Raw genomic sequence first — 25,471 nt, forward strand, 5'->3', positions numbered from 1 at the left:
CTGATCTGTTACTTTAACCCCAGTCTCCGGCAACATAAAATAACCGCCAAACTGAGCCGTAGAGCCTGAAATGCCGGGCTCTACGAAGAATTCGGGGACTAAAATGACAGAAATACAGCGCCTGCTAACCAACACCATTGAGGAACTGAACGAAAAAGAAAAACGCGATAATCGCCCGCGTTTTAGTATCAGTTTTATTCGCAATCACCCGTGGCTATTTGTCGCCATGTACGCCGCCTTTTTGGCCACGCTCGTCGTCATGCTGCGCTCTGAGACGCTGGTTGATTCCGTATGGCTACTGGTCGTCCTGTTTGTCCTGTTGAATGGCTTCTTCTTCTTCGATGTCTACCCGCGCTACCGTTATGAAGATATCGACGTGCTCGATTTTCGCGTCTGTTATAACGGTGAATGGTATAACACCCGCTTCGTGCCTGAGCAGCTAATTGACGGCATTCTGCAATCGCCGCAGGTCGGCCATGAACAGAAAGCCCAGTTGCAGAAAATGATCGCCACCAAAGGGGAACTCTCGTTCTACGATGTCTTCACCCTGACCCGCGTTGCTGCCTGATTAGCCGGTTCAACGTCCGCAGCGACGCGACGAAATGCGCCGCGGACGTATTACCGTAACCCAATACCAGGCCGCTACGCGCGGTCTGTGGGTTAAGATAAAAGCGGCTTAGCGCCGCTGGCGCCATTTGATACCGTCGCGCCTGCTCGACAATTTGCACATCGTCGATGCCATCAATGGCGACGGTTAAATGCAGCCCGCCCTCTCCGCCCCAAATCTCATTCGCCAGCTCGAATTCGCTTGCGACCGCCTCGCGTAACAGCTGCTGACGCCGACGATACAATCGGCGCATTGAAGCCAGATGGCGCGCATAATGCCCCTCTTCGATGAACAGCGCCAGCGCGCGCTGTTCCAGTCGATGGCCGCCGCGCAACAGCGCGCCGATCGCCTCCTGCGCCGCCTCGGCCAGCGCAGGAGGCATTACCGCAAATCCTATTCTCAGTGACGGGAAAAGCGTTTTACTGAAGGTGCCAAGATAAACCACCGGCGCCTGCGTCACCATGCCGAGCATCGCCTGAATGGGTTCGCCGCTGTAGCGAAACTCGCTGTCATAGTCGTCTTCAATAATCCATACGTTATGCTGGCGGGCATACTCCAGCAACGCCAGACGGCGGCCGGCGCTCATCACCGCCCCGCTCGGGTACTGGTGCGAAGGTGAGGTAAAAATAAGCCGTGGCGGCGGCTCGTCCGCGATATCTGGCCGCATGCCATCGCTATCAACCGCAATCCCTTTTATTTGCAATCCGGCTTTAATAAACACGCTTTTGGCGCCGAAATAACCGGGTTCTTCGACCCAGGCGGTATCCCCCGCCTCGCTCAGCAGATGCGTGCAAAGATTAACCCCCTCCAGCGCGCCTTCAGTAATCACAATTTGCCGCGCTGTGCAGCGTATGCCCCGGGATAAGGTCAGATGACGGGCAATCGCCTCGCGCAGCGCTGGTTCACCGGCCGCCTCCCCATACCCAAGAATCGTACTGCCGTTCTCGCGCAGTACCCGATCGAGCAAACGACGCCAGATAGCCAGCGGGAAGTAGTTCACCGCGGGCATTCCGGTAGTCAACAACAGTGCCGGAGAATCCCGTCGACCCGGCTGCGGTAGCGTGCGCAAGCGCTCAGGTAAAACAAACGTTGGCGGCGTCGGCTCGCTTTCCGCCAGCATATTGAGCGCCGCGACATACGTCCCCTGACGACTGCGGTTTAGATATCCCTCTATCGCCAGCTGCTCCAGGGCGCTGTTTACGGTATTGCGCGATACGCCAGCACGTTGAGCAATAACGCGGGCGCCCGGCAACCGGCTATGGCTAAGTAATTCGCCCTGTAAAATGGCCTCGCGCAGCGTCTGATACAGCGCGCGCTGTAGCGTCGCGTCTCCCCGCAGCTGTATCCCGCGCGTCAGCAAGGCAAAAAAAGCATCGTCCGGTATATTCATCATTGCTCCTCGTGGCACCATGAAAAGATACCCGGATGGCACTTTTTATGGAACCAGCAGATGTTTAATCTCAGAACTCTTCCCGCAAACAGGACTTGACTGATGACGCAATACAACCAATTTAACCAACTCGTTGGCGACGCTTTATCTGACTGGCAGCCACGCCCATGGCCGCAGCGCCAGACCTTACAAGGACAGTCATGCCGCCTGGAACCGCTTGCCGTTAAACACGCGCAAGCGCTGTTCAACGCCTATCGACAGGCGCCTGATACCCGCGCCTGGACCTGGCTTTTGCGTGAACCGGAAAACAGCGTTGCCGAGTTCAGCGCCTGGATTGCCAGCATCAGCGAGCTTAACGACCCGCTTCACTTCGCGGTAATTGATGAACAGAGTGGGCAGCCGGTCGGATCGTTAGCGCTAATGCGTATTGACGCCAAAAACGGCGTCGTTGAAGTCGGCCATGTTCACTTTTCGCCGCTGCTGAGCCGCAAAGCGATGGCCACCGAGGCACAGTGGTTGCTGATGCGTTATGTCTTTGAGTCGCTCGGCTACCGTCGCTATGAGTGGAAATGCAATAGCCTGAATGAACCATCGCGGCGCGCGGCGCTGCGCTTAGGCTTTCAGTTCGAGGGGCGCTTTCGACAAGCGCTGGTGATAAAAGGCCACAATCGCGATACCGACTGGTTTTCCATTATCGATAGCGAGTGGCCGCAGGTGGATAGCGCGATGCGCCAGTGGCTGGCCGCTGGTAATTTTGATGCCAACGGCCAGCAATATCGCACGCTGGAGAGCTTCCGCAAGCCTACGAATTAACGCCGTTTTTTACGTCCCTGCACCGCTTTAAAACGCGGATTGCTTTTGCAGATAACGTACAGCCGCCCTTTGCGTTTCACTATCTGGCAATCCGGGTGGCGCTGTTTAGCGCTACGCAATGAGTTCAGTACCTGCATATTTAGCTCCTTTTGGCATCAATAAAACCACCGAAGCGCTGACGGAAACGAGCGGCGCTACCTTCGGTGGCATGCGTTTTCTGCTTACCGGTGTAATACGGATGGGATTTAGACGAAACATCTAAGGTGACATACGGATAGGTCACGCCATCCAGTTCAATCTCACGCTCGGTTTTAATAGTGGATCCCACTTTGAAGTACTCGTTCACGCTCGTATCGTGGAAAACGACGGTACGGTAGTGCGGATGAATATTAGCTTTCATAGCGAACCTCAATTAATATGTTATAACATAACAATTAAGGTACACCGTTGAACGCCAAAGATCAACCACAGGAAATTAACGGTTTCAGCAAGAACCACGCGATGTCTCAGGAGGCGATGATTTGCCCCCCTTCTCCCAAATCGCGGCATTCGCGATCCGGGTCTTTTTTTCGCTTTCGCGTATACTCAGAGCAATTCCCCGTTAAAATAAGGACATACCCATGACGACTCGCCATTTAATGAGTCTGGTTACAGGGGTACTTATTCTCGCCATCGTGCTGCCCATCGCCTTAAGTATCTGGCTGGCAATGCGTCAGGCGCAGGCGCAGTTTTATAGCGAGCTCGACCACTACTCAAAACGCATTGTGATGCGCGTGGAACAGGTCGCCGCTCAGGCCAAAGAAGCATTACAAGAAGCCGATGCGCACACCGCCACCGCCTGTTCGCCAGAACATCTGTTGAATATGCGCCGCATTGCCTACACCCATCGCTATGTGCAGGAAGTACTCTGGCTGCGTAATTCGGTGCCGATGTGCTCATCGCTTGAGGATCACCAGGTCTCAGTCACGTTTCCGCCCCCCGACCACGTGACTGCCGACGGTTACAGCACCTGGCTTACCTCGATCAATGACCTCGGCCTGCAGCATCGCATGACCGCTTTCGGCAATAAAAATCATATTGTGATGATCGACCCGGTGTCGTTTATTGATGTTATCGCCACCGGTCAGGAAAAGATCCACACGATATTATTCGGCACCGAGCACGATCAGGTGGTGATCAGTAGCCAACCGATCGATCCCGCGGTTTGGACGCGAATTAAAAACCTCCATAGCGAGACGCTGACGCTGAATGACACCGTCTATCGCGTGCATATCATCCCTGAACTGGGTCTTGGCGTCGCCAGTTGGTCGTCCACGCAGCCACTGGATGCGCGCCTTCGCCAGCAGCTGCTGCTATGGCTGCCGATTGGGCTCTTTACCAGCCTGTTGACCTCTTTTTTACTTCTGCGCCTGCTGCGCAGATTACGCTCGCCGCGTTATGGCATGCTGGATGCGCTGCAATCCGATGCCATCCAGGTTTACTATCAGCCGATCGTCTCGCTGGAGGATGGTAAAATCGCCGGCGCCGAAGCGCTGGCCCGCTGGCAGCAGCCGGATGGGACCTTTTTATCACCGGATATTTTCATCCCGCTAGCCGAGCAAACCGGGCTTATCACCCGGTTGACCGAGGATATCGTGCGTAAAATCTTTTCCGATCTCGGTCCCTGGCTGCGCCATCATCCGCAGATGCACATTTCTATTAATCTGTCGGTGGATGACCTGCGCTCGCCCACGCTACCCAAACTACTCAAGGAGCAGCTGGCGCGCTGGGGAATCAACGCAGAACAGATCCCCCTTGAGCTTACCGAACGCGGCTTTGTCGATCCGCAAACCACCCTGCCGGTGATTATTGGCTATCGCCAGGCGGGACACCGGATCTCGATTGATGATTTCGGCACCGGTTATTCCAGCCTCAGCTACCTGCAGACGCTGGATGTGGATACGCTGAAGATCGATAAGTCATTTGTCGATACGCTGGAATATAAACCTCTCACGCCACATATCATTGACATGGCGAAGGCGCTGAATCTGGCGATCGTCGCCGAAGGGGTGGAAACCCCCGCTCAGCGCGACTGGCTGCGCGCGCATGGCGTCAATTACGCGCAAGGCTGGCTGTACTGTAAGGCGCTGCCGAAAGAGGAATTTATTCAGTGGGCGGAAAATAATATTAAAGCGCATTAATATCATGTGCGGCGCGCTGGCAACCAGTCGCGCCGCCGGATTTACTCGTCAAGAATCGGCGCAAAACCGCCGAAGATCATGCGCTTGCCGTCAAAGGGCAAGCTATCGCTAAGCGCTTTGATCCGCGGGTCGCTCATCATTTTCGCATTGGCCGCGTCCCTGATCTCTTTAGACGGGTACTCGATCCAACTGAATACCACTTCCTCATCCGCCTGCGCTTTAACCGACATGCGGAAATCCGTCAGCTTCCCTTCCGGGACATCATCCGACCAACACTCCACCACGCGCGTGGCGCCAAACTCTTTAAACAACGGCGCCGATTTTGCTGCCAGTTCGCGGTATGCCTCCTTATTTTCCGCAGGGACGGCAACGACAAAACCATCAACATACTTCATGAGTGAGTCTCCGAAGTGAACAGCGCCGGCGGCATATCCGTCGGCGTCTGAGTGATAAGTTTAGTCGCTGCTATTGCGAACGGCGATTTCAGGACGCCAGTTCACGGCTTTTAGCCGCCGCACTGACTGGCCGCGGTTGACGGAACCAGGGCAAAAATAGCTGGATCAGCGGGCCGATAGCAAAGGCGTAAACCACGGTGCCAACCCCGACTTTACCGCCCAGCAGCCAGCCAATTAGCAGCACCGAGACTTCGATGGCGGTACGGATACCACGCAGCGACCAGCCGGTCCGCGCGTGCAATCCGGTCATCAGGCCATCGCGCGGTCCGGGGCCAAAACCGGCGCCGATATACATCCCGGTCGCTATCGCATTCATCACCACCGCGCCGGCTAGCAGCAGGCTACGCGCGGGCAGCGATTCCAGCGGCGGAAGTACCGCGAGAGTGGCATCGGCCGCAAGGCCCAGCACGATGACATTGCTAATGGTGCCGAGACCCGGCATCTGGCGCAGCGGGATCCACAGCAGCAGCACCGCGGCGCCGGTCACAATAATCACCGTGCCGAAACTGATATTAAGCTGTTTCGCCACCCCCAGATGAAACACATCCCACGGATCGGCCCCGAGGTTGGCATGGACGAATAACGCCGTCGACACGCCATAGAGAACCAGACCAATATAAAGTTGTAGCAAACGACGGACCATAAACACCTCAGTATATATTGCGAACTCCCCCATCATCAGCAAAAATGGATTGGTAATTAATGGCCAGTTTTTGAAAAGTGGATCGCTATGTCAGTACGTCGTTTTGGAACACAATCGCTGGTACGCCTGCTCGGCAACTGGCAGGCCCCTTCCTCGCGCGCGCCGTTGTGGCGGCAGCTGGCGGAAGCGCTGCGTTTGTTGATCCTTGATGGACGGCTGGCGCTGGAGACCCGTTTGCCCGGCGAACGAGAACTGGCGACGGCGCTAAATGTTAGCCGCACCACTATCGCCAGCGCGCTGGGGTTATTGCGAGAAGAAGGCTATCTGCAAAGTCGCCAGGGGAGTGGTTCACGCATTGCGCTACCTGCTGGCCCTCTGCTGCCCGGTGAACAGACGCTTTCGGCGCCTTCGGTCAATCTCGCCACCGCCGCCCTCAGCGCCGGACCGGAAATTCATCAAGCCTACAGCCACGCGCTGACGCTGATGCCGCAGTATTTGTCCTATACCGGGTACGATCAGCAGGGGTTAGTCGATTTACGCACGGTGATTGCCCGCCGCTATAGCGAACGCGGACTGCCGACGCAGGCAGATGAAATCATGATCGTAAATGGCGCGCTGAGCGGATTTGCCCTGGTACTGCGTTTGTTAACCGGGCCAGGCGACCGGGTGGTGGTTGATGCTCCCTCCTATCCGATGGCAATTAACGCCATTCGCGGCGCCTCCTGCCGGCCAGTAGGCGTGGCGTTACCGGAAAAGGGCTGGGACTGCGACGGACTGGCGGCAACCATTGCGCAAACCTCGCCGCGGCTGGCCTTTATGATGCCGGATTTTCATAATCCCACCGGCCGCTGCATGGATAGCGAGACCCGGCAGCGCGTCGCCGATCTGGCCGCCAGCACGCGAACGACGCTGGTTGCCGACGAGACGATGGTGGATTTATGGTACAACGCCCCGCCGCCGCCGCCGCTGGCGGCTTTCAATCCTGAAGCGCCGATAATCACTATTGGTTCCGCGGGGAAAACGTTCTGGGGTGGACTGCGAGTTGGCTGGATCCGCGCGCCCGCGTCGACTATCGCCTCGCTCATCCAGGCGCGGGATACGCTCGATCTCGGCTCGCCGCTGCTGGAGCAGCTGGCTTGCCGTTGGCTACTGGAAAACGAAAAGGCGTTATTGCCGCAACGGCGTGCGATGCTGGCCGCGCGTCGCGATATGTGCGCCGCATTAATGGCGGAATATTTTCCCCACTGGCGCTTTTGCGTCCCCGAGGGCGGGCTGTCATTTTGGGTGGAGCTGCCGGAAATGTTAGCGACGCAGTTCTCAGTACGTGCGGAGAATGCCGGTATTCATATCGGTACCGGTACGCGTTTCGGCCTGGAGGGGGCCTTCGATCGTTATTTACGTTTGCCTTTCACCCTGCCGGATACGGAATTGCGCAACGCCTTCAGCATTTTACAACCGCTGTGGCAGTCCCTTACGCAACAGAAAGAAATGACGCGAATGCGTAAAATAATATAATAAAATATCGACGGGCTGGAATCAGCCCGTCAAAAACCACCATCCATGATGAATATGAGATGTTTTATAAAATTGCAGTGCCATCTTGCCTAAGCCGCATGTCATTAAAATGACAACCGCGTAATCATTTCATTAATGCTGGCGCGGAATTGGAAAACCTTTTAGCGAAATAATAAAGCCATCGTCATCTTTTTTTATTTTTGCGCCAGTTTCACACCAGTCGGAAGCAATGCGAAAAAACTCATCACTACCGATATTCCAGTTCAGGCGCACGTGCTTAACGTACCCGGAACGCAGCAGGTCACAGGCTTCACTGTAACTGCTGGCTGTAGAGAATTGTTGTTTCATCTTTTCTTCTTCAGAAGTTTGCGTAATGCTTTGATTTCTTTAGGGGTTAACGGCGACGCTTCCTCTTCGGTATGCTGGTTATCAATATCCTCATGCGAAACCCCCGCCTCGTCTGCTGAATCAATGGCCGCCAGCGCCAATTGCAGCAGCTTCTCCGTTGCCGTGCCTAAATTCTCGTTATTGACTTCCGCATAATGACGCAGTTTATCTTTTAACTCTGCGTCAATTTTCACATTCAGAACTACTGTGGTCATGATCACGCTTCCCGTGCAATAAAATCATCATAATTAATACACGAAGTTAACATCTTGATCCAGAGATATTATTTATCCTTAATAATATCTGGTAATTCCAGGAAATAATTTGCCCATTATATATGACATGAAGATGACATTAGTATGTCATTATTATTTCACATTTATGACAATGCAAAATTAAGGAATGAAAAAGCGTCGTTTTAGTAACGTAAAACAATAAATGAAGTGAGATTGCTTATAATAGTAGCAGAGAATAAAAGCACAGCAAAATAAGGGAGATTAAATCAGGGTACCCGGAATTGGGTGGGGGCCCTGCCAGCTACATCCCGGCACACACGTCGTCTGCTCTGGCTGCTTCCTTCCGGACCTGACCTGGTAAACAGAGTAGCGTTGCGGGAGAACCAACAGAGCCCCCATTGAGAGCGTTGATAACCAACGCGCTGGCGCATTATCCCTATAGCACTCCTGAATTGCAAGCCACTCGCGTCCAGCTGCTGGTTTATTATGCAAAACGTCGGATTTCCCGGCAAATAGTGCCTTTACCCGGCCTAACGCCCCAGCAATGAGAGAGATTGCGAGCCCCATCGCGGCACAGTTTACCGCAACCCGCCATACTTGTTCGTCCTGTGTCTTTTCAACGTGTTGTCGCTACGGTAATCGCATGACTCAATCGCCACGCCCCACCACCACCTTGCCCATGCCCGCCATTGATGGCGTAACCGTCCCCTTTCACGGCATAAATTTTCTACGCCCCGAGCTGCTGCTGGATTTCGTCAGCATCAGTAGCGCGCCGCTGCTGTCGGTGACCCCCGTTGCCCTGCTCTTTTCCACGGTGGGCGTGTTGCAACACGTCGAGCTGCGTAAGCTGCCCGTTGAGGTCAAAGGCCGGGTGGTCTATCCCATCTCATCGCTCAAATACCCGACGCTGCGCGGCAAGCTCATTATCAATGCGCAATCGCAACGGCTAAAATTCCTCGAAAGCCTGATCGCCACCAGCCCGCATGACAATATTCACGGTATGCAGATCCTCGGGCTGGCGCTGGAATTCACCGTCCTGTGACGGCTGTACAGCACGCGGTCAAGCGCTTATTCTGAGCTTTTCTCGCGTGAAGGAGTGATGATGGAGGACGCCCACGACAGCTTTCCCCAGCGGGTCTGGCAGATAGTCGCCTCAATTCCGGAAGGGTATGTCACCACCTACGGCGATGTCGCTCTGCTGGCGGGTTCGCCGCGCGCGGCGCGACAGGTGGGCGGCGTGTTAAAGCGCCTACCGGAAGGCTCAACCCTGCCATGGCACCGGGTGGTGAATCGCCACGGCAATATTTCGCTGACCGGCCCCGACCTGCAGCGCCAACGTCAGGCGCTGCTGGCGGAAGGCGTCCAGGTCTCCGGCAGCGGGCATATCGACCTGCAACACTATCGCTGGGTTTATTAAGGGCAAAAAAATGCCCCTGAACAGGGGCATGAAGACGTTTATTGCGCCATCGGCGCCATATCATTAGCCACCGGCACTGGCGCATGCTGCACCGGCACCAGCACCAGATCGGCGCGGTTACCGCCCTGGGTAATCACGGTCTGTACGGTATCGGTAATAAACATCAGTTGGCCATTTACGGTGATCGCCGAACTCAGCAGGATCCGCGCGTTCGGTTTGATATCCGCCTGGTTATACGGCAGAACAAAGTTGAACGGCGCCTGCTTACCTTCTGTACGGACCGCTTTTTGCGACAATACGCGGGCTGGCGCATCGGCAAGCGACGCATCAGACAACGTCACGGTCAGTACCGCATCCGGCGGTAACGCTACGCGTTGGCGAATATTGATAGTCCCGGAAACATTAGGCTGTTGCTGCGAGGAGCTCAGTGAGGCAATGCCGTAAGGATCGGGTGCCGTCGTCTGATGAGCGGCGTTGCTGTTCGAATTATTCGCACAGGCGGATAAGGCCGCAGCAACGGCGATAGCACTTAACATATAGGCAAATTTCATTATGTTCTCCTTTTCATCCCTTTAGTCACAGGAGTACGTCCTGCCATCACGATGGCTAAGACATTAGTATCGTGAATAAGTGTGGCACAGATCTCAGAATAATTCCCGGAAAGGGGCATTTATTCAGATTATTACACCCATCGGACCACTTGAGATTCCAGGTTATACTTGCCCTCAATATGCGCTGCGTCAGCGCCGCTATCATTAATTGAGGGTATCTATGAGTCAGGCTCTAACCAATCTGCTGGCATTATTAAATCTGGAAAAAATTGAAGAAGGGCTGTTTCGCGGGCAGAGCGAAGATCTCGGCTTACGTCAGGTCTTCGGCGGTCAGGTGGTCGGTCAGGCGCTGTATGCCGCCAAAGAAACCGTGCCTGAGGGCCGCCTGATTCACTCCTTTCATAGTTACTTTCTGCGTCCTGGCGATAGCCAGAAACCTATCGTTTATGATGTTGAAGTACTACGAGACGGCAACAGCTTCAGCGCTCGCCGGGTGGCGGCTATCCAGCACGGTAAACCCATCTTTTACATGACCGCCTCGTTCCAGGCGCCGGAACCGGGCTACGAACATCAAAAAGCAATGCCGGCAGCGCCTTCGCCGGAAGGTCTGCCCTCTGAAACCGATATCGCCCGTAAGCTGGCGCATTTGTTGCCGCCGCAGGCGAAAGAGAAGTTTCTCAGCGACAAACCGCTGGAAATTCGCCCGGTAGAGTTCCATAACCCGCTGAAAGGGCACGTTGCCGAACCCGCCCGCCAGGTGTGGATCCGCGCCAACGGCGTAGTGCCGGATGATATTCGTATCCACCAGTCGCTGCTGGGCTATGCATCTGATTTTAATTTCCTGCCGGTTGCGCTGCAGCCGCACGGCGTCGGCTTCCTTGAACCAGGTATGCAGGTCGCCACCATTGACCACTCAATGTGGTTCCACCGCCCGTTCAACATCAACGAATGGCTGCTGTACAGCGTCGAAAGCACCTCTGCCTCCAGCGCCCGCGGCTTTGTTCGCGGCGAATTCTATACCCAGGACGGTATTCTTGTCGCCTCGACGGTGCAGGAAGGCGTCATGCGTAACCGCAATAACTAATTCGCGACGGGCCCACAACGGGCCCGCTTACCTTTAACGGTCAAGCAATTCGCGCGCATCGGCAATAAAATCCCCCAGCAGTCCGTTGCGACTCTGCCGCCGCCAGCATAACGTGAGCGTCGTTACGGCAAAGGTCTCTTCTAACAGGCAATAACTGACTTCCGACACCAGCATGGCGCTTTGCGTCTCGGGCACCAACGTCACCCCCATCCCCATCGATACCTGGCCAATCGCCGTGGAGACATCACGCGTGTACTGAATCTTACGGGGTGTAAAACCCGCCTGCCGACAGGCGCTGATGGCTGACCACCCCAATCCGACGCCGCTGGGATCCTGCTGAATGAAAAACGTCTCTTCCGCCAGCGCCGCGAGTGGAATTGCGCGCCTGCTGGCGAGCGCATGATGGCGAGGCACCACCGCCACCAGCGGCCGGGTCGCAATATCCAGCGACTCCAGTTCATCATATTGCGCGCCTGGCGAGCGGATAAACGCCAGGTCGACCGTTTCGCTTAATAAACCGGTTATCAGGTCGTTAACGTTATGCTCTTCAATTAACAAATCGGCTTCGGGTTGGCGTTGACGATAATTTCGTATTAACACGCTCAGCGCCGGGTCAAAAATAGCCGAGCCAACGTAGCCAATTTTCAACTGCCCTTTACGCCCCTGTCGCAAACTGCGCGCATTCTCGCGAAATTTATCGCAGTGGCCGAGAATCATCCGCGCCTCGGCCAGCAAAAATTGCCCTTCGGCGGTCAGGGCGACGTTGCGTCGATCGCGAGTGAACAGCGGTAGCTCCAGCGCGCTTTCGAAACTTTTAATCTGCTGGGTCAGCGCTGGTTGCGTGATATGCAGACGCTGCGCCGCCCGGCCAAAGTGCAACTCTTCCGCCAGAACCGTAAATGCCTGTAGTTGTCGATAATCCATCACGCCCTCCCGAAAACACTGATAATAATATCTTATTAAAATAAGGGGAAATGTGATTGGACTCTTATCGGTATCTGGTGAGAATTAATAGCCATTGCCAGAAAACTGAAGGAAGCACGATGTCTGAACAACATGTAAAAGTAACCGATCTGCGTTCTGCTTTGGCACTATTAAGCCAGTACGATAATGAACTGATCTACACCGACGAACCCGTCGACCCCATTGCCGAACTCTCCGGCGTATATCGCTACGTCGGCGCCCACGGCACCGTTCAGCGCCCGACCCGCGTTGGCCCGGCGATGATCTTTAACAAGGTCAAAGGCTATGATGATGTCAGGGTGCTCATTGGCCTGCTGTGTTCGCGGCAGCGCGTTGCGCGCCTGTTTGGCACCACGCCGGAAAATCTGGCGTTTATGCTCAAAGACTCCGTAGCGAATCCTATCGCGCCAATCACTATCCCGCGTGAACGAGCGGCCTGCCAGGAAGTGGTGCATCTGGCAAGCGATCCTGATTTCGATATTCTCAAAATATTACCCGCGCCGACTAACACCCCGGAAGACGCCGGCCCCTACTTTACCCTCGGTATGTGCTATGCCGCGGATCCGGAAACCGGCGACCATGACGTCACCATCCACCGCCTGTGCGTACAGAGCAAAGACGAAATCTCAATGTATTTCGTACCGGGTCGTCATCTCGACACCTTCAGGCAAAAAGCCGAGGCCGCCGGGAAAGCGTTGCCCATCTCGATTAGCATCGGCGTGGATCCGGCGATTGAAATTGGCGCCTGCTTTGAACCACCGACCACTCCTCTCGGGTTTGACGAACTCTCTATCGCCGGCGCTCTGCGTAATCAGGCGGTCGAGCTCAGCGAATGCGTGAGCGTCAACGCCCGCGCCATCGCTAATGCCGAAATCGTTATTGAAGGTGAACTGCTGCCTGGCGTGCGGGTACGCGAAGACCAGAATACCAACAGCGGCAAAGCCATGCCGGAGTTCCCCGGCTACACCGGTAGCGCGCAGGCGGAAGTGCCGGTGATAAAAGTTAAAGCGATTACCCACCGCCGCCACCCGATTCTGCAAACCTGTATCGGGCCGAGCGATGAGCATACCAATCTGGCCGGGATCCCGACCGAAGCCAGCATTCTGCAGATGGTGGAACGCGCGCTTCCGGGCTTCGTACAAAACGTCCACTGCCCCTCTCCGGGGACGGGTAAATATCTCGCCGTGCTGCAGGTAAAGAAACGCACCCCCAGCGATGAGGGCCGTCAGCGCCAGGCGGCGCTACTGGCCTTTTCCGCCTTCTCTGAGCTGAAGCACGTGATGCTGGTCGATGAGGACGTCGATGTATTCGACATCAACGACGTCATGTGGGCGATGACCACCCGCTATCAGGGCGATGTCAGCACCGTGTTTATTCCCGGCGTACGTTGCCATCCGTTGGATCCATCATCCGACCCGGCCTTCAGCCCATCGATTCGCGATAGCGGTATTGCCTGCAAAACCATTTTCGACTGCACCGTTCCGTGGAATATGAAAGCCCACTTCCAGCGCAGCCAATTTATGGAAGTGGATGTGGACCGCTTTATCCCTGGCTTCAGTAAGAAATAAATTCCACGCAAAGAAAAAGCCTCCCGGACGGGAGGCTTTGACGCTAATGGAGAGTGCTCGCTTTATCAGGCGTTGTAGGCGTTTTCGCCGTGGCTGTTGACGTCCAGTCCTTCGCGCTCCTGCTCTTCCGGCACGCGCAGGCCGACGGTCATCGCCGCCACTTTGAAGCCGATATACGCGACGACGGCGGACCACACCACGGTAATGCCGATACTTTCCAGCTGTACCAGCAACTGATGCCCCATCGTTACGCCTTCCGCATAGCCGACCCCGCCAAGGGTGGTAGAGGCGAAGATGCCGGTCAGGATACAACCGATGATGCCGCACACGCCGTGAACGCCAAACACATCGCATGGGTCATCGACGCGCAGCCAGCGTTTCAACACCGTGACGCCCCACAGCCCGGCCAGGCCGGCGATGATACCAATAATCAGCGAGCCGCCAACGCCAACGTAGCCGCACGCCGGAGTAATGCCGACCAGGCCGGCAATCGCGCCGGAGCAGGCACCCAGCAGCGACGGTTTACCGCGAGTGGCCCATTCGCCGAAGGTCCAGGCCAGAATCGCGCCAGCGGTCGCCACGACGGTATTCACGAAGGCCAGCGCGGCAATTTCGTTGGCCGCGCTTGCGGAACCGGCGTTAAAGCCGAACCAGCCAACATACAGAATCGCCGTACCGGTAAAGACCATCGGCAGGTTATGCGGTTTAAACGCTTCTTTGCCAAAGCCCACGCGTTTGCCCATCATATACGCGCCCACCAGCCCCGCCACCGCGGCGTTGATGTGTACGACGGTACCGCCGGCGAAGTCCAGCGCGCCATGGGTCGCCAGCAGGCCGCCGCCCCACACCATATGCGCAATCGGCACGTAGGAGAGCGTGAGCCAAACCACCACGAAAATCAGTACCGCGGAGAAACGAATACGTTCCGCCAGCGCGCCGACGATCAGGCCCACGGTGATACAGGCGAAAGAGCCCTGGAAAGCGACATGGATATACTGATAGAACGACCCCATTAACGCTTTCAGTTCAATATTTTTCAGCATCACCCAGTCGAAGCTGCCAAAGAAGCTACCGCCGCTTCCGAAGGCAAGCGTATAGCCATAGATAACCCACAGCACGCAAACCAGGCCAAAAGTCACAATGACCTGAGTCAGCATTGAGAGCACGTTTTTACCGCGAATCAGGCCGCCGTAGAACAACGCAATGCCGGGGATTGTCATAAACAGCACCAGCGCGGTGCAAATCATCATAAAAGCGTTGTCGGCTTTATCCGCCACCGCCGGTTCGGCCGCCAGCGCCAGTCCCGGGAGCAGCGCCAGCGCTCCCAGAGCCGTTTTCATCGTCGTTCTCATCATCTCTTCATCCCCATCGCTGTGTGGTCAGGCAATTACAGTGCCGCTTCGTCGGATTCGCCGGTACGAATACGAATCACGCGCTGCAGTTCGGCGACAAAAATTTTGCCGTCGCCAATTTTTCCGGTCCAGGCGGCCTTGCCTATCACCTCGACAACCTCGTCCAGCTGATCGTCGGCAATCGCAATATCAATTTTTACTTTTGGCAGGAAATTGACGCTGTATTCGGCGCCGCGATAGAGCTCGGCATGGCCTTTCTGGCGGCCGAAGCCTTTCACTTCCGTGACCGTCAGGCCCTGAATGCCGATGGAGGACAACGCTTCGCGAACGTCTTCCAGTTTGAATGGTTTGATTACCACGGTAACCAGCTTCATAAATCCCCTCCAGTCAGTATTTGATAGTGGCCGCTGCTAACACAGGAGATAAAGCAAGGGATATGCCAAAAATGAAAACGGGCCGTGAATCGGCCCGTTTACGGAGAAAAAAACGCGAGGATGTTACTGGCGAGACGGCAAATGACCGCTAATGCGCAAAAATGCACCAATACGGTGCGCCCTTAGTGAGCAAGTTGCACCACTTCATGTCACCCCTGCACCAATGCCTGCTGATGGTGCATCAGGCGCTCAGCGACTCCTCCTCAACGCTGGCGGCTAACTCTTCGCCAGCCTGCTGTAGCTGATACATCTGCCAGTAGCGGCCCTTCGCCGCCAGCAATTGCTGATGGTTCCCGCGCTCGACGGCCTGGCCACGGTGCAATACCAGGATCTTATCAGCCTCGACGATAGTCGACAGACGGTGGGCGATGACGACCAGCGTGGTGTGCTCGCGCACTTTCGCCAGCGCCTGCTGGATAGCCTGCTCGGTACCGGAGTCGATATTCGCTGTCGCTTCATCGAGGATCAGCACCTGTGGCGTTTCCACCAGCACGCGAGCCAGCGCCAGCAGCTGTTTCTGGCCCACCGACAGGTTGTTGCCCTGCTCGCCCAGTTGGGTATAAATCCCGTCGCTCATTTCACGGGCAAGGTCAGCGAGCTGCACCGCCTCCAGCGCTTCCCAGACCTGCTGCTCGCTGATATCGCGCCCCAGCGTCACGTTGGCATAGAAGGTATCGGCTAATACCACTGGATCCTGTTGCACCATCGCGACGCCCCGACGTAAAGCGCTGTGGCTTAACGACGACAGCGGGCGGCCATCGAGGCGAATTTCGCCTTTAGTCAACGGGTAGTAGCCCATCATCAGACTGGCCAACGTACTCTTACCGCTGCCGGTATGACCAACCAGCGCCACAAAACCGCGCGAAGGTATATCCAGATTGATATCCTGCAGCACCAGCCGGTCGTCGCGATAGGCGAAAGAGACGTTATCAATCGCCACCGCGCCGCTGCGTAACGGCGCGCTATCGCTACCCCAGCTCTGGCGCGGACGGTCCATCAGTTCAAACACGCGCTCGCCCGCCACTACCGCCTGCTGCAGCATCGACTGCTGGGTGGTAAGTTCGATCAGCGGTTCGTTCAGGCGTCCGAGGTAGCTAATGAAGGCGTATAACACCCCGACTTCGATACTTCCGGAAGCGCTAAAACCAAACAGCATCAGCAGGCCGCAGAGGATCAGCGATGAAAACAGGCTTAACAGCGGGCGCAGCAGAAAACCATCCAGACGCAGCGTCTGCATGCGCGCCAGATAGTGACCGTAGCTGGCTTCACGCATCCGCTCGCCGAATCGCGCCTGCTGGCGGAACTGCTGAATAACGCCCATCCCGTTGATGACTTCGTTGAAGCCATCATTGATATCGGCAAGCCAGGCACGCATGCGACGCACGATCGGCGTGCTGTAGCGCTGATAGATAGCCATGACGATCAGCACCGCCGGGAAGATAGCCACCGCCACCAGCGCCATTCGCCAGTCGAGACTAAACATCGCCACCAGCATCGCGCCAATCAGCGCCGCGCTGCGCAGCACTGTCGCCACAACCGTCACGTACAGGTCGCGAATCACTTCGGTGTCGTTGGTAACGCGCGAAATCAGTTGACCGACCGGTTGTGTATCAAACTCGCTGAGCGGTTGGCGCAGCGCGGCGTCCATCACATCGCTGCGCAACTGCTGCACCACGCCGACCGCCGCCCGGTTAAACAGCAGCGCCTGGTTATAGTGCAGCGTAGCGGCAAGGATCTGCAGGCAGATATAGGCCGCCGCCAGGCCGCTGACCAGCTTCACCGGCAGCGATTGTTTCGCCACCATGTTATCAATGAAATAGCTTATCAGCAGCGGGCCGCTGACTTCCGCAGCCGCCGCTATCCACATCATGATGACCGCAATGATAAGCGGCTTACGCCACGGCGAACCGTAGGCCAGCAGACGTTTAAGGGTCGGCCAGAGATGAGCGAAATTACGCATCAACCGCCTCCTCATCCTGCGGCGCATCGTCAAGCGCCGCTTCCAGTTGCTGATAGCGATACATATCGCGATACCATCCCGTCTGGACGACAAGCTGCTCGTGGCGGCCGCGCTGCGCGATATGGCCGTGTTGCAAAACCAAAATTTCACTGGCTTCGGTTAATGCTGAGAGGCGATGGGCGCTGATGATCACCGTCCGCCCCTCCCCCCACTGGCGCAGGTTATGCAAAATATCATGCTCCGTCCGTCCATCAACCGCCGACAGCGCGTCATCGAGGATCAGGATTTCCGCCTCCAGCAGCAGCGCGCGGGCAATGGAAATACGTTGTTTCTGACCGCCAGAGAGCATTACCCCGCGCTCGCCGACTTCCGTTTCATAGCCCTGCGGCAGGCGCAGAATATCATCATGCACGCTGGCCAGCCGCGCGACGCGCTCGATTTGCTCCCGGCTCGCGTCCGGTTTACCCAACGCAATGTTATTCGCTACGGTATCGGAGAACAGGAATGGGGTTTGATTGACCACCGCCAGTCGCCCTCGCCAGCTATCAAGCTGCAGGCGGGTCAGCGGAATATCATGGAAACGGATATCCCCCTCGGTGACATCAAAATGGCGCTGGATAAGGGAAAGAATGGTGCTTTTCCCGGCTCCCGTCGGACCGCAGATACCGAGCATCTGCCCCGGCCGCAGAGTGAAGTTAACCTTCTCCAGCGACGGTTTCGCCGCCTGCGGATAGATAAATTCACGTACCGCCACGTTAAGCGAACCGCGCCCCTCCGGCACCGTTTCGGTGCCATCGTTGACCACCGGCGCTTCTTCCAGCATCGAACGAATACGTCCGTAGGCGGCGCTACCGCGCTCAACGATATTAAACATCCACGCCAGCGCCAGCATTGGCCAAATCATCAGGCCAAGGTACATGACAAAACTGGTTAACTGGCCAAGGGTCAGCTCGCCCTGCAACACCAGCCAACTGCCGCCGCCGATTGCCAGCAGGTTGGCCGCGCCAATGGCAATATAAATTGTCGGGTCGAAGCGGGCATCAATACGCGCGACCCGCATGTTCTTCGCCCCGGTATCCGCCGCATCGGCGGCAAACTGCGCCGACTGACGATCCTCAAGGCCGAACGCTTTAATCATACGTATGCTGGTCAGGCTTTCCTGCGTGCGATCGTTAAGGCTGGAAAAAGCCGCCTGTGCCACACGAAAGCGCTCATGCAGGGCATCGCCATTACGCTTGATAGCCAGCGCCATAAACGGCATCGGCACCAGCGCCAGTAGCGTTAGCTGCCAGCTGATTTGCGTCGACATCACAATCAGCACCGCGCAACCCATCACCAGTGAGTCCACCAGCGTCAGGACCCCCTCGCCGGCTGCGAAGACGACGCGGTCAACATCGTTGGTCGCGCGGGCAATAAGATCGCCGGTACGGTGACGCAGATAGAAGGCCGGATGCTGGCGGCTGAGCTGACGATAGAAGTCTTCACGCAGTTCAACGGCCAGTTGATAAGAGGCGCCGAATAGCAGCACGCGCCAGACATAGCGCAGCAGATAAATCATCACCGCGATAACGACCAGCGCGCCGATCCACATCCACACCTGCTCTGCGGTGTAATGTTCTTTAGTCACGCCGTCGACCACAATCCCCACTACTTTCGGCGGGATTAGCTGGAGTACGGCAATAACGGCAAGCAGAGCGACGGCGCCGAGATAGCGGCGCCACTCCCGGCGAAAGTACCAGCTAAGTTGAGCAAATAATCGCAAACGGTAAAATCCTGAATGTATAATTCGTGGCGGCAAAAAGCCGTTAATCAATAGGCAAGGCCGTGGTGTATTTTATCTGTTCCATGGCAAAACTCGAAGTGACATCCGACAGCCCCGGCACGCTGTTCACCAGACGTTTATAAAAGTCGTCATAGCGCTTCATATCCGCGACCTGCACCCGTAGCAGGTAATCGTACTCGCCAGCCATACGCCAGAAACCCAGTACTTCCGCCATTTGCGTCACTTCGCTAACAAAGCGGCAGTACCAGTCACTGCTGTGATGCTGGGTTTTTATCAAAACGAAGGCGGTTAGACCGAGCCCCAGCTTTTCCGCATCCAGAATGGCCACGCGCTCGCGCAGGATACCTTCGTCCTCAAGGCGCTTGAGCCGTTTCCAGCAGGGCGTGGTGGTCAGATTAACGGCATCCGCCAGCGCCTGCAAAGAGAGGGTGCAGTCAGTTTGCAGCAACGACAGCAGCTTACGGTCAATTTTATCTAACATAAGGCCACCAGAGAGAATAATTTACTCCCGTAATTGTAATTGAAAGGCCAAATAGCAACAATTTTTCCCGCACAATCCGCTAAGATGGGCACAAAATGACAAACAGGAATCCGAGATGAACAGCGCCTGGGTAAAACATGCCATTAGTGAAATTAACGCCGACTACCAGCGTTCCGCCGATACACACCTGATCCGCCTGACGCTGCCTGGTTTTCCGGGTATCCCTATTTATCTGAAAGATGAAAGTACGCATCCAACCGGTAGCCTCAAGCATCGTCTGGCGCGTTCGCTGTTTCTCTACGGACTGTGCAACGGATGGATCAAAGAAGGCACTACGATTATCGAATCGTCTTCGGGTTCGACGGCGGTCTCAGAAGCCTATTTCGCTCGCCTGCTGGGCCTGCCGTTTATTGCCGTGATGCCCTCCTGCACCGCGAAACGTAAAATCGAACAGATTGAATTTTATGGCGGACGCTGTCATTTCGTCGACAACGCCTGCGAAATTTACGCCGCTTCTGAAATGCTGGCGCGCGAGTTGAATGGCCACTATATGGATCAGTTCACTTTCGCCGAGCGCGCCACCGACTGGCGCGGCAATAACAATATTGCCGACAGCATTTTCCGCCAGATGACCCACGAGCCGCACCCGCAGCCGTCGTGGATCGTCATGAGCGCCGGTACCGGCGGGACTTCTGCGACCATTGGCCGCTATATTCGCTGTCAGGGCTACGAGACGCAACTGATGGTGGTCGACCCGCAGAATTCGGTGTTCCTCGATTACTGGCAGAGCCGCGACGCCAGCCTGCGTAGCCCGGTCGGTAGCAAAATTGAAGGTATTGGCCGCCCGCGCGTCGAACCCTCGTTTATTCCCGACGTCGTCGATGAAATGTTGCGCGTGCCGGATGCCGCCAGCGTCGCCACCGCCCTGTGGCTGGAAACCCAGCTTGGAAGAAAAGTCGGCGCCTCCACCGGCACCAATATGTGGGGCGTACTGCAGCTGGCCGCACGGATGCGCGATGAAGGACGTATGGGCTCTATCGTCACCCTGTTGTGCGACAGCGGCGAACGTTACCTCGAAAGCTATTACAACCCGCAGTGGGTCGCGGCGAATATCGGCGATATTACCCCGTGGCAGACGCAGATTATGCAACTGAGCGGCGCGCAATAAAAAAAGCCGGATAGAACGCTATCCGGCTTGCTGGTAGGGTCTCTCTATTCGGGGGAATAAGGAAGATCAGGATTATCCAGCCAATGTGTTAAAAAGTGGGAAACCGCCTGATGACGGCAGTCGCCGATGATCGGTAGATGCGGCAGTTCAGCTTTGAGCTGCGGCATCGCGTTACCCATAATGAATCCTCGCCCTACGCTACCAAGCATCTCGCGATCGTTCATGGCATCGCCAAATGCCATGCAGTCCTGCAACGAGAAACCTAAGTGCTGGCTCAGCACCGCCAGCGCCGTGCCTTTATTACAGCCGACCGGCAGTACCTCCAGACAATCCATCGCCGAAAAGCAAATAAACGCGCGAGCGCCTACCGCTTCATTTAGCTGGATCCGCAGACGGCGCAGATCGTCATGATCGCCGCAGAAACAGATCTTGGTGACGTGGTGCGCCGGCATCCGTTTCGGATCGCGCAGTTGATAATGAAAGCCGCTGAAGGCGTGAGCTCGGAGCAGTTCCGGCCTTGCCTGGCCGGTAAACCAGCCGCCGTCGTTAAAAACGTGCATGCTGGCCTGAGTATCCCACACGCTATGCAGCACCTCTTCCGCCACTTCAGGGTTCAAATCCTGACGGTACAGCTCGTCGCCTTCCAGTGAATGGATGCGCGTACCGTTGCCGGTAATCAGAAAAGCATCAAGGGAAAACTCGCCGATCAGATGGCGCATTTCCAGAGCATGGCGACCGGTGGCGAAAGTCAGGGCGATATCGCGTTCACGCAACCGTCTCAGCGCCGTGAGGGTCAGTTCTCCGAGACGATGGTCCGGCATCAGCAGGGTGCCGTCCATATCAAATGCCGCCAGTTTTGCCATGGTATTTTCCCCGATGTGTGATGGGTTTCGCTTGTGTTGCAGTATCGCCTGAGATATACGGAAGTAATAGTGAATAGATATTTTTTATTGTTCCGGGTTTTCCGCAAATGAGATTATTAAACCGTTTAAATCAGTACCAGCGGCTATGGCAGCCGTCGTCCGGCGCGCCGCAGCAGGTGACCGTCGGCGAACTGGCGGAGCGCTGTTTTTGTAGCGAGCGCCATATCCGTACGCTGTTACGCCAGGCCCAGGAGGCCGGTTGGTTAAGCTGGCAGGCCAGCTCCGGGCGCGGCAAGCGCGGAATGCTTTGTTTTCACAAAACTCCGGAAAGCCTGCGTAACGAGATGATGGAACAGGCGCTGAATAAGGGTCAGCAGCAAAACGCGCTGGAGCTGGCGCAGTTGGCGCCGGTTGAGCTGAAAGCGTTGCTGCACCCCTTCCTCGGCGGCCAGTGGCAAAACAATACCCCGACGCTGCGTATCCCTTATTATCGGCCGCTGGAACCGCTGCGCCCCGGTTTTCTTCCCGGTCGTGCGGAACAACATTTGGCCGGGCAGATCTATTCCGGCCTGACGCGTTTCGACGATAGCGATAATACGCCGGTGGGCGATCTGGCGCACCACTGGCAGGTATCACCCGATGGATTACGGTGGCACTTTTATATCCGCTCGACCCTGTGCTGGCATAACGGCGATACCGTGGAAACCTCACAGCTGCGGCAAAGACTACTGTTGCTACTGGAACTGCCGGCTCTCCGCACCCTTTTTGCCAGCATTAGCCGCATCGATGTCACCCACGCCCAGTGTTTGACGATTACGCTGCATCGCCCGGACTACTGGCTACCGTTCCGTTTAGCCAGCTATTGCAGCGTGCTGGCGCATCCTGACGATCCGGCAATCGGCAGCGGCCCGTTCCGATTGAAACTTTTTGGCCCGGATCTGGTTCGTCTGGAAAACCATCCCCGCTACCATTTACAGCATCCGCTGATCCAGGCGGTAGAATACTGGATCACGCCGCAGCTATTCGAAAGCGATCTCGGCACCAGCTGTCGCCATCCGGTACAGATCACCATCGGCGATCCTGAGGAGCTCAATAATCTGCGCCAGGTGAGCAATAGCATCAGCCTCGGTTTCTGCTATTTGACCCTGCGTCAGAGTCCACGTCTCAGTAAAGCGCAGGCCCAGCGGCTGATTTCGATTATCCACCGCTCGTCGTTGCTGGAAACGCTACCGCTGGACGAAGATCTGATCACGCCGAGCCATGAGGTACTGCCCGGCTGGTCCATTCCTCAGGGCCCGGAAAACCATGAGGTGCCGCTGCCTCGCCAGCTTACCCTGCTCTATCATTTGCCGGTCGAATTACACACTATGGCTGAGCAGCTGAAACGGCGCCTCGCCTCTCTCGGCTGCGAACTGACGCTCATTTTTCACGACGCCAAAAATTGGGACGGCTGCCGATATCTGGCACAGGCCGATATGATGATGGGCGATCGCCTGATTGGCGAAGCGCCGGAATATACCCTTGAACAGTGGCTACGCTGCGACACGCTATGGCCTAATTTGCTGACCGGGGCGCAATATGCGCACCTGCAGGCAACATTAGATGCCGTGCAGGCGCAGCCCGAAGCGCGTAGCCGCAACGATGCCCTGCGCAACGTCTTCAATACGCTGATGGATGACGCCATCATGACGCCGTTATTCAAATACAATTACCGCATCAGCGCGCCGCCGGGGGTTAACGGCCTGCGCCTTAATGCCCGAGGCTGGTTCGACTTTGCCAGCGCCTGGCTGCCGGCATCATCGGCGTGAGAGAGCTGGTCGCCGCGAGCGTCTGACGGTACCATATCGCTCTCACTTATTTAGTCAGGAATTGCTATGAAACGCGCCGTAGTGGTCTTCAGCGGAGGACAAGACTCAACAACCTGCCTGGTGCAGGCACTGGAACAGTATGACGAAGTGCATTGCGTCACTTTTGATTATGGCCAACGCCACCGCGCCGAGATTGACGTGGCTCGCGAGCTGGCGCTAAAACTGGGCGCGGTGGCGCATAAAGTGTTGGACGTTACGCTGCTTAACGAACTGGCGGTGAGCAGCCTGACGCGCGATAGCATTCCGGTACCGGATTACAAGCCGGATGCCGATGGTATTCCGAATACCTTCGTTCCAGGTCGCAATATTCTGTTTTTAACCCTGACGGCGATCTACGCCTATCAGGTTAAGGCTGAAGCAATTATTACCGGCGTTTGCGAGACCGACTTCTCCGGTTACCCGGACTGCCGCGACGAATTTGTTAAAGCGCTGCACCACGCGGTTAGCCTTGGCATGGCAAAAGATATCCGTTTTGAGACGCCGCTGATGTGGCTCAACAAAGCCGAAACCTGGGCGCTGGCCGATTATTGGGGCCAGTTGGATCTGGTTCGCCGCAAAACGCTCACCTGCTATAACGGCATCAAGGGCGACGGCTGCGGCCAGTGTGCGGCCTGCAACCTGCGCGCCAACGGCCTGAATCAGTATCTGGGCAATAAGGCCGGCGTGATGGCGATCATGAAGCAAAAAACCGGTCTGGGCCAGGGGCACGAAGCTTAAGTTCAACCTCCCCGGTGGCGCTTCGCTTACCGGGGCTACGGGTTCACCGCGTCCCACCAGCCGGTAGCCCGGAAAAGACGCGTCAGGCGCCGCCTCCGGGAATCGATTAGCACAAAGCCTGAGTTCAACCTCCCCGGTGGCGCTTCGCTTACCGGGGCTACGGGTTCACCTCCCCGGTGGCGCTTCGCTTACCGGGGCTACGGATTCACCGCATTCCACCAGCCGGTAGCCCGGAAAAGGCGCCGTTCAACCTCCCCGGTGGCGCTTCGCTTACCGGGGCGTCCCACCAGCCGGTAGCCCGGAAAAGGCGCGTCAGGCGCCGCCTCCGGGAATCGATTGGCACGAAGCCTGAGTTCAACCTCCCCGGTGGCGCTTCGCTTACCGGGGCTACGGATTCACCGCGTCCCACCAGCCGGTAGCCCGGAAAAGACGCGTCAGGCGCCGCCTCCGGGAATCGATTGGCACGAAGCCTGAGTTCAACCTCCCCGGTGGCGCTTCGCTTACCGGGGCTACGGATTCACAACATCCCACCAGCCGGTAGCCCGGAAAAGGCGCGTCAGGCGCCGCCTCCGGGAATCGATTAGCACGAAGCCTGAGTTCAACCTCCCCGGTGGCGCTTCGCTTACCGGGGCTACGGATTCACCGCATTCCACCAGCCGGTAGCCCGGAAAAGGCGCGTCAGGCGCCGCCTCCGGGAATCGATTAGCACAAAGCCTGAGTTCAACCTCCCCGGTGGCGCTTCGCTTACCGGGGCTACGGGTTCACCGCGTCCCACCAGCCGGTAGCCCGGAAAAGGCGCGTCAGGCGCCGCCTCCGGGAAACAATTGGCACGAAGCCTGAGTTCAACCTCCCCGGTGGCGCTTCGCTTACCGGGGCTACGGATTCACCGCATTCCACCAGCCGGTAGCCCGGAAAAGACGCGTCAGGCGCCGCCTCCGGGAATCGATTGGCACGAAGCCTGAGTTCAACCTCCCCGGTGGCGCTTCGCTTACCGGGGCTACGGATTCACCGCGTCCCACCAGCCGGTAGCCCGGAA

General features: G+C 56.6%; 26 protein-coding genes and 1 other RNA gene. 11 read left to right on the forward strand and 16 right to left on the reverse strand.

The window, feature by feature from the left end:
• Positions 1–103: 103 nt before the first annotated feature.
• Positions 104–568 carry a YlaC family protein gene (locus ABLV66_RS19285; RefSeq protein WP_047047056.1) on the forward strand — a complete coding sequence of 155 codons (465 nt, stop codon included), beginning with the start codon at positions 104–106 and terminating at the stop codon, positions 566–568.
• On the opposite strand, the gene pdxR is transcribed toward ABLV66_RS19285, so the two are convergent.
• Entirely contained in the window at positions 543–1,997 is a 1,455-nt protein-coding gene (gene pdxR / locus ABLV66_RS19290; protein ID WP_047047053.1) for a MocR-like pyridoxine biosynthesis transcription factor PdxR, read from the reverse strand. The two genes, ABLV66_RS19285 and pdxR, sit on opposite strands and share 26 nt — an antisense overlap.
• 102 nt (positions 1,998–2,099) lie before the next feature.
• Here pdxR and ABLV66_RS19295 point away from each other — a divergent pair, with 102 nt between their 5' ends.
• Positions 2,100–2,810 carry a GNAT family N-acetyltransferase gene (locus tag ABLV66_RS19295; RefSeq protein WP_348876533.1) on the forward strand — a complete coding sequence of 237 codons (711 nt, stop codon included), beginning with the start codon at positions 2,100–2,102 and terminating at the stop codon, positions 2,808–2,810.
• On the opposite strand, the gene ykgO is transcribed toward ABLV66_RS19295, so the two are convergent.
• Together ykgO and ABLV66_RS19305 are read right to left on the reverse strand one after the other, a co-directional pair.
• Entirely contained in the window at positions 2,807–2,947 is a 141-nt protein-coding gene (gene ykgO, locus ABLV66_RS19300) for a type B 50S ribosomal protein L36 (RefSeq protein ID WP_003859006.1), read from the reverse strand. The two genes, ABLV66_RS19295 and ykgO, sit on opposite strands and share 4 nt — an antisense overlap.
• Positions 2,948–2,949: 2 nt before the next feature.
• Entirely contained in the window at positions 2,950–3,210 is a 261-nt protein-coding gene (locus ABLV66_RS19305) for a type B 50S ribosomal protein L31 (RefSeq protein ID WP_015367923.1), read from the reverse strand.
• 220 nt (positions 3,211–3,430) lie between these two features.
• On the opposite strand from ABLV66_RS19305, the gene pdeB reads away from it, so the two are divergent.
• Positions 3,431–4,990: a cyclic di-3',5'-guanosine monophosphate phosphodiesterase PdeB gene (gene pdeB / locus ABLV66_RS19310; protein WP_047047049.1), complete on the forward strand. Its 1,560-nt coding sequence runs from the start codon at positions 3,431–3,433 to the stop codon at positions 4,988–4,990.
• Between the two features lie 41 nt (positions 4,991–5,031).
• On the opposite strand, the gene ABLV66_RS19315 is transcribed toward pdeB, so the two are convergent.
• The gene (locus ABLV66_RS19315; RefSeq protein ID WP_015367925.1) at positions 5,032–5,385 is read right to left on the reverse strand and encodes a DUF1428 domain-containing protein; all 354 of its coding nucleotides are present in this window, start codon (positions 5,383–5,385) and stop codon (positions 5,032–5,034) included.
• Between the two features lie 88 nt (positions 5,386–5,473).
• On the reverse strand, positions 5,474–6,088 hold the full coding sequence (yczE, locus tag ABLV66_RS19320; RefSeq protein WP_045393554.1) for a membrane protein YczE: 615 nt from the start codon (positions 6,086–6,088) through the stop codon (positions 5,474–5,476).
• Between the two features lie 87 nt (positions 6,089–6,175).
• Between yczE and yczR the strand changes: the two genes are divergently transcribed.
• Positions 6,176–7,603 (forward strand): MocR-like transcription factor YczR, encoded by a 1,428-nt coding sequence (gene yczR, locus ABLV66_RS19325; RefSeq protein WP_049061684.1) that lies wholly within the window; start codon positions 6,176–6,178, stop codon positions 7,601–7,603.
• A 132-nt stretch (positions 7,604–7,735) separates the two neighbouring features.
• Here yczR and ABLV66_RS19330 read toward each other — a convergent pair whose 3' ends face one another.
• From ABLV66_RS19330 to ffs, 3 genes are all read right to left on the reverse strand, one after another.
• Positions 7,736–7,951 carry a hypothetical protein gene (locus ABLV66_RS19330; protein ID WP_015367928.1) on the reverse strand — a complete coding sequence of 72 codons (216 nt, stop codon included), beginning with the start codon at positions 7,949–7,951 and terminating at the stop codon, positions 7,736–7,738.
• Positions 7,948–8,205 (reverse strand): hypothetical protein, encoded by a 258-nt coding sequence (locus ABLV66_RS19335; RefSeq protein ID WP_015367929.1) that lies wholly within the window; start codon positions 8,203–8,205, stop codon positions 7,948–7,950. The genes ABLV66_RS19330 and ABLV66_RS19335 overlap by 4 nt, the downstream gene beginning before the upstream one ends.
• A 313-nt stretch (positions 8,206–8,518) precedes the next feature.
• Positions 8,519–8,615: signal recognition particle sRNA small type (gene ffs, locus ABLV66_RS19340), an RNA gene on the reverse strand.
• Between the two features lie 254 nt (positions 8,616–8,869).
• On the opposite strand from ffs, the gene ABLV66_RS19345 reads away from it, so the two are divergent.
• Positions 8,870–9,268 carry a hypothetical protein gene (locus ABLV66_RS19345; RefSeq protein ID WP_063448004.1) on the forward strand — a complete coding sequence of 133 codons (399 nt, stop codon included), beginning with the start codon at positions 8,870–8,872 and terminating at the stop codon, positions 9,266–9,268.
• A gap of 60 nt (positions 9,269–9,328) precedes the next feature.
• Complete coding sequence (locus ABLV66_RS19350; RefSeq protein WP_512174186.1) at positions 9,329–9,643, forward strand: MGMT family protein; 315 nt, start codon at positions 9,329–9,331, stop codon at positions 9,641–9,643.
• A gap of 38 nt (positions 9,644–9,681) precedes the next feature.
• On the opposite strand, the gene ABLV66_RS19355 is transcribed toward ABLV66_RS19350, so the two are convergent.
• Positions 9,682–10,194: a YbaY family lipoprotein gene (locus tag ABLV66_RS19355; protein WP_047047039.1), complete on the reverse strand. Its 513-nt coding sequence runs from the start codon at positions 10,192–10,194 to the stop codon at positions 9,682–9,684.
• 220 nt (positions 10,195–10,414) lie between these two features.
• On the opposite strand from ABLV66_RS19355, the gene tesB reads away from it, so the two are divergent.
• On the forward strand, positions 10,415–11,278 hold the full coding sequence (gene tesB, locus ABLV66_RS19360) for an acyl-CoA thioesterase II (protein ID WP_063416593.1): 864 nt from the start codon (positions 10,415–10,417) through the stop codon (positions 11,276–11,278).
• Positions 11,279–11,311: 33 nt separating this feature from the next.
• Here tesB and ABLV66_RS19365 read toward each other — a convergent pair whose 3' ends face one another.
• On the reverse strand, positions 11,312–12,202 hold the full coding sequence (locus tag ABLV66_RS19365) for a LysR substrate-binding domain-containing protein (protein WP_047078645.1): 891 nt from the start codon (positions 12,200–12,202) through the stop codon (positions 11,312–11,314).
• Positions 12,203–12,321: 119 nt separating this feature from the next.
• Here ABLV66_RS19365 and ABLV66_RS19370 point away from each other — a divergent pair, with 119 nt between their 5' ends.
• On the forward strand, positions 12,322–13,809 hold the full coding sequence (locus tag ABLV66_RS19370) for a UbiD family decarboxylase (RefSeq protein ID WP_045393572.1): 1,488 nt from the start codon (positions 12,322–12,324) through the stop codon (positions 13,807–13,809).
• Between the two features lie 65 nt (positions 13,810–13,874).
• Here the strand turns inward: ABLV66_RS19370 and amtB are convergent, their stop codons facing one another.
• From amtB to ABLV66_RS19395, 5 genes are all read right to left on the reverse strand, one after another.
• A complete protein-coding gene (amtB, locus tag ABLV66_RS19375; RefSeq protein ID WP_045393574.1) occupies positions 13,875–15,164 on the reverse strand; it encodes an ammonium transporter AmtB in 1,290 nt (429 codons plus the stop codon).
• Between the two features lie 32 nt (positions 15,165–15,196).
• A complete protein-coding gene (gene glnK, locus ABLV66_RS19380) occupies positions 15,197–15,535 on the reverse strand; it encodes a P-II family nitrogen regulator (protein WP_015367937.1) in 339 nt (112 codons plus the stop codon).
• A gap of 241 nt (positions 15,536–15,776) precedes the next feature.
• Complete coding sequence (locus ABLV66_RS19385; protein ID WP_348876536.1) at positions 15,777–17,555, reverse strand: SmdB family multidrug efflux ABC transporter permease/ATP-binding protein; 1,779 nt, start codon at positions 17,553–17,555, stop codon at positions 15,777–15,779.
• Complete coding sequence (locus ABLV66_RS19390; RefSeq protein ID WP_289577443.1) at positions 17,548–19,317, reverse strand: SmdA family multidrug ABC transporter permease/ATP-binding protein; 1,770 nt, start codon at positions 19,315–19,317, stop codon at positions 17,548–17,550. The genes ABLV66_RS19385 and ABLV66_RS19390 overlap by 8 nt, the downstream gene beginning before the upstream one ends.
• 43 nt (positions 19,318–19,360) lie before the next feature.
• Entirely contained in the window at positions 19,361–19,819 is a 459-nt protein-coding gene (locus tag ABLV66_RS19395) for an Lrp/AsnC family transcriptional regulator (RefSeq protein WP_045393580.1), read from the reverse strand.
• A gap of 115 nt (positions 19,820–19,934) precedes the next feature.
• Between ABLV66_RS19395 and ABLV66_RS19400 the strand changes: the two genes are divergently transcribed.
• A complete protein-coding gene (locus ABLV66_RS19400; protein WP_063448002.1) occupies positions 19,935–20,987 on the forward strand; it encodes a PLP-dependent cysteine synthase family protein in 1,053 nt (350 codons plus the stop codon).
• 44 nt (positions 20,988–21,031) lie between these two features.
• Here ABLV66_RS19400 and cof read toward each other — a convergent pair whose 3' ends face one another.
• Positions 21,032–21,850, reverse strand: a complete 819-nt coding sequence (cof, locus tag ABLV66_RS19405; RefSeq protein WP_348876537.1) for an HMP-PP phosphatase — start codon at positions 21,848–21,850, stop codon at positions 21,032–21,034.
• Positions 21,851–21,957: 107 nt separating this feature from the next.
• Here cof and ABLV66_RS19410 point away from each other — a divergent pair, with 107 nt between their 5' ends.
• Together ABLV66_RS19410 and queC are read left to right on the forward strand one after the other, a co-directional pair.
• Entirely contained in the window at positions 21,958–23,658 is a 1,701-nt protein-coding gene (locus ABLV66_RS19410; protein WP_045393586.1) for an SgrR family transcriptional regulator, read from the forward strand.
• A gap of 66 nt (positions 23,659–23,724) precedes the next feature.
• The gene (queC, locus tag ABLV66_RS19415; protein WP_348876539.1) at positions 23,725–24,435 is read left to right on the forward strand and encodes a 7-cyano-7-deazaguanine synthase QueC; all 711 of its coding nucleotides are present in this window, start codon (positions 23,725–23,727) and stop codon (positions 24,433–24,435) included.
• Positions 24,436–25,471 lie beyond the last annotated feature (1,036 nt).

Origin of the sequence: Klebsiella sp. CN_Kp073 (assembly GCF_040065495.2) — a bacterium.
Classification (GTDB): Bacteria; Pseudomonadota; Gammaproteobacteria; order Enterobacterales; family Enterobacteriaceae; genus Klebsiella; species Klebsiella aerogenes.

Coding starts and splice junctions, on each gene's coding strand:
- ABLV66_RS19305 (WP_015367923.1), bottom strand. CDS start 3,210: ATGAAAGCTAATATTCATCCGCACTACCGTACCGTCGTTTTCCACGAT.
- ABLV66_RS19370 (WP_045393572.1), top strand. CDS start 12,322: ATGTCTGAACAACATGTAAAAGTAACCGATCTGCGTTCTGCTTTGGCA.
- ABLV66_RS19400 (WP_063448002.1), top strand. CDS start 19,935: ATGAACAGCGCCTGGGTAAAACATGCCATTAGTGAAATTAACGCCGAC.
- pdxR (WP_047047053.1), bottom strand. CDS start 1,997: ATGAATATACCGGACGATGCTTTTTTTGCCTTGCTGACGCGCGGGATA.
- ABLV66_RS19315 (WP_015367925.1), bottom strand. CDS start 5,385: ATGAAGTATGTTGATGGTTTTGTCGTTGCCGTCCCTGCGGAAAATAAG.
- ykgO (WP_003859006.1), bottom strand. CDS start 2,947: ATGCAGGTACTGAACTCATTGCGTAGCGCTAAACAGCGCCACCCGGAT.
- ABLV66_RS19330 (WP_015367928.1), bottom strand. CDS start 7,951: ATGAAACAACAATTCTCTACAGCCAGCAGTTACAGTGAAGCCTGTGAC.
- ABLV66_RS19410 (WP_045393586.1), top strand. CDS start 21,958: ATGAGATTATTAAACCGTTTAAATCAGTACCAGCGGCTATGGCAGCCG.
- ABLV66_RS19350 (WP_512174186.1), top strand. CDS start 9,329: ATGGAGGACGCCCACGACAGCTTTCCCCAGCGGGTCTGGCAGATAGTC.
- ABLV66_RS19355 (WP_047047039.1), bottom strand. CDS start 10,194: ATGAAATTTGCCTATATGTTAAGTGCTATCGCCGTTGCTGCGGCCTTA.
- ABLV66_RS19285 (WP_047047056.1), top strand. CDS start 104: ATGACAGAAATACAGCGCCTGCTAACCAACACCATTGAGGAACTGAAC.
- yczR (WP_049061684.1), top strand. CDS start 6,176: ATGTCAGTACGTCGTTTTGGAACACAATCGCTGGTACGCCTGCTCGGC.
- queC (WP_348876539.1), top strand. CDS start 23,725: ATGAAACGCGCCGTAGTGGTCTTCAGCGGAGGACAAGACTCAACAACC.
- ABLV66_RS19365 (WP_047078645.1), bottom strand. CDS start 12,202: ATGGATTATCGACAACTACAGGCATTTACGGTTCTGGCGGAAGAGTTG.
- ABLV66_RS19385 (WP_348876536.1), bottom strand. CDS start 17,555: ATGCGTAATTTCGCTCATCTCTGGCCGACCCTTAAACGTCTGCTGGCC.
- cof (WP_348876537.1), bottom strand. CDS start 21,850: ATGGCAAAACTGGCGGCATTTGATATGGACGGCACCCTGCTGATGCCG.
- yczE (WP_045393554.1), bottom strand. CDS start 6,088: ATGGTCCGTCGTTTGCTACAACTTTATATTGGTCTGGTTCTCTATGGC.
- glnK (WP_015367937.1), bottom strand. CDS start 15,535: ATGAAGCTGGTTACCGTGGTAATCAAACCATTCAAACTGGAAGACGTT.
- ABLV66_RS19335 (WP_015367929.1), bottom strand. CDS start 8,205: ATGACCACAGTAGTTCTGAATGTGAAAATTGACGCAGAGTTAAAAGAT.
- ABLV66_RS19295 (WP_348876533.1), top strand. CDS start 2,100: ATGACGCAATACAACCAATTTAACCAACTCGTTGGCGACGCTTTATCT.
- ABLV66_RS19395 (WP_045393580.1), bottom strand. CDS start 19,819: ATGTTAGATAAAATTGACCGTAAGCTGCTGTCGTTGCTGCAAACTGAC.
- ABLV66_RS19345 (WP_063448004.1), top strand. CDS start 8,870: ATGACTCAATCGCCACGCCCCACCACCACCTTGCCCATGCCCGCCATT.
- amtB (WP_045393574.1), bottom strand. CDS start 15,164: ATGATGAGAACGACGATGAAAACGGCTCTGGGAGCGCTGGCGCTGCTC.
- pdeB (WP_047047049.1), top strand. CDS start 3,431: ATGACGACTCGCCATTTAATGAGTCTGGTTACAGGGGTACTTATTCTC.
- tesB (WP_063416593.1), top strand. CDS start 10,415: ATGAGTCAGGCTCTAACCAATCTGCTGGCATTATTAAATCTGGAAAAA.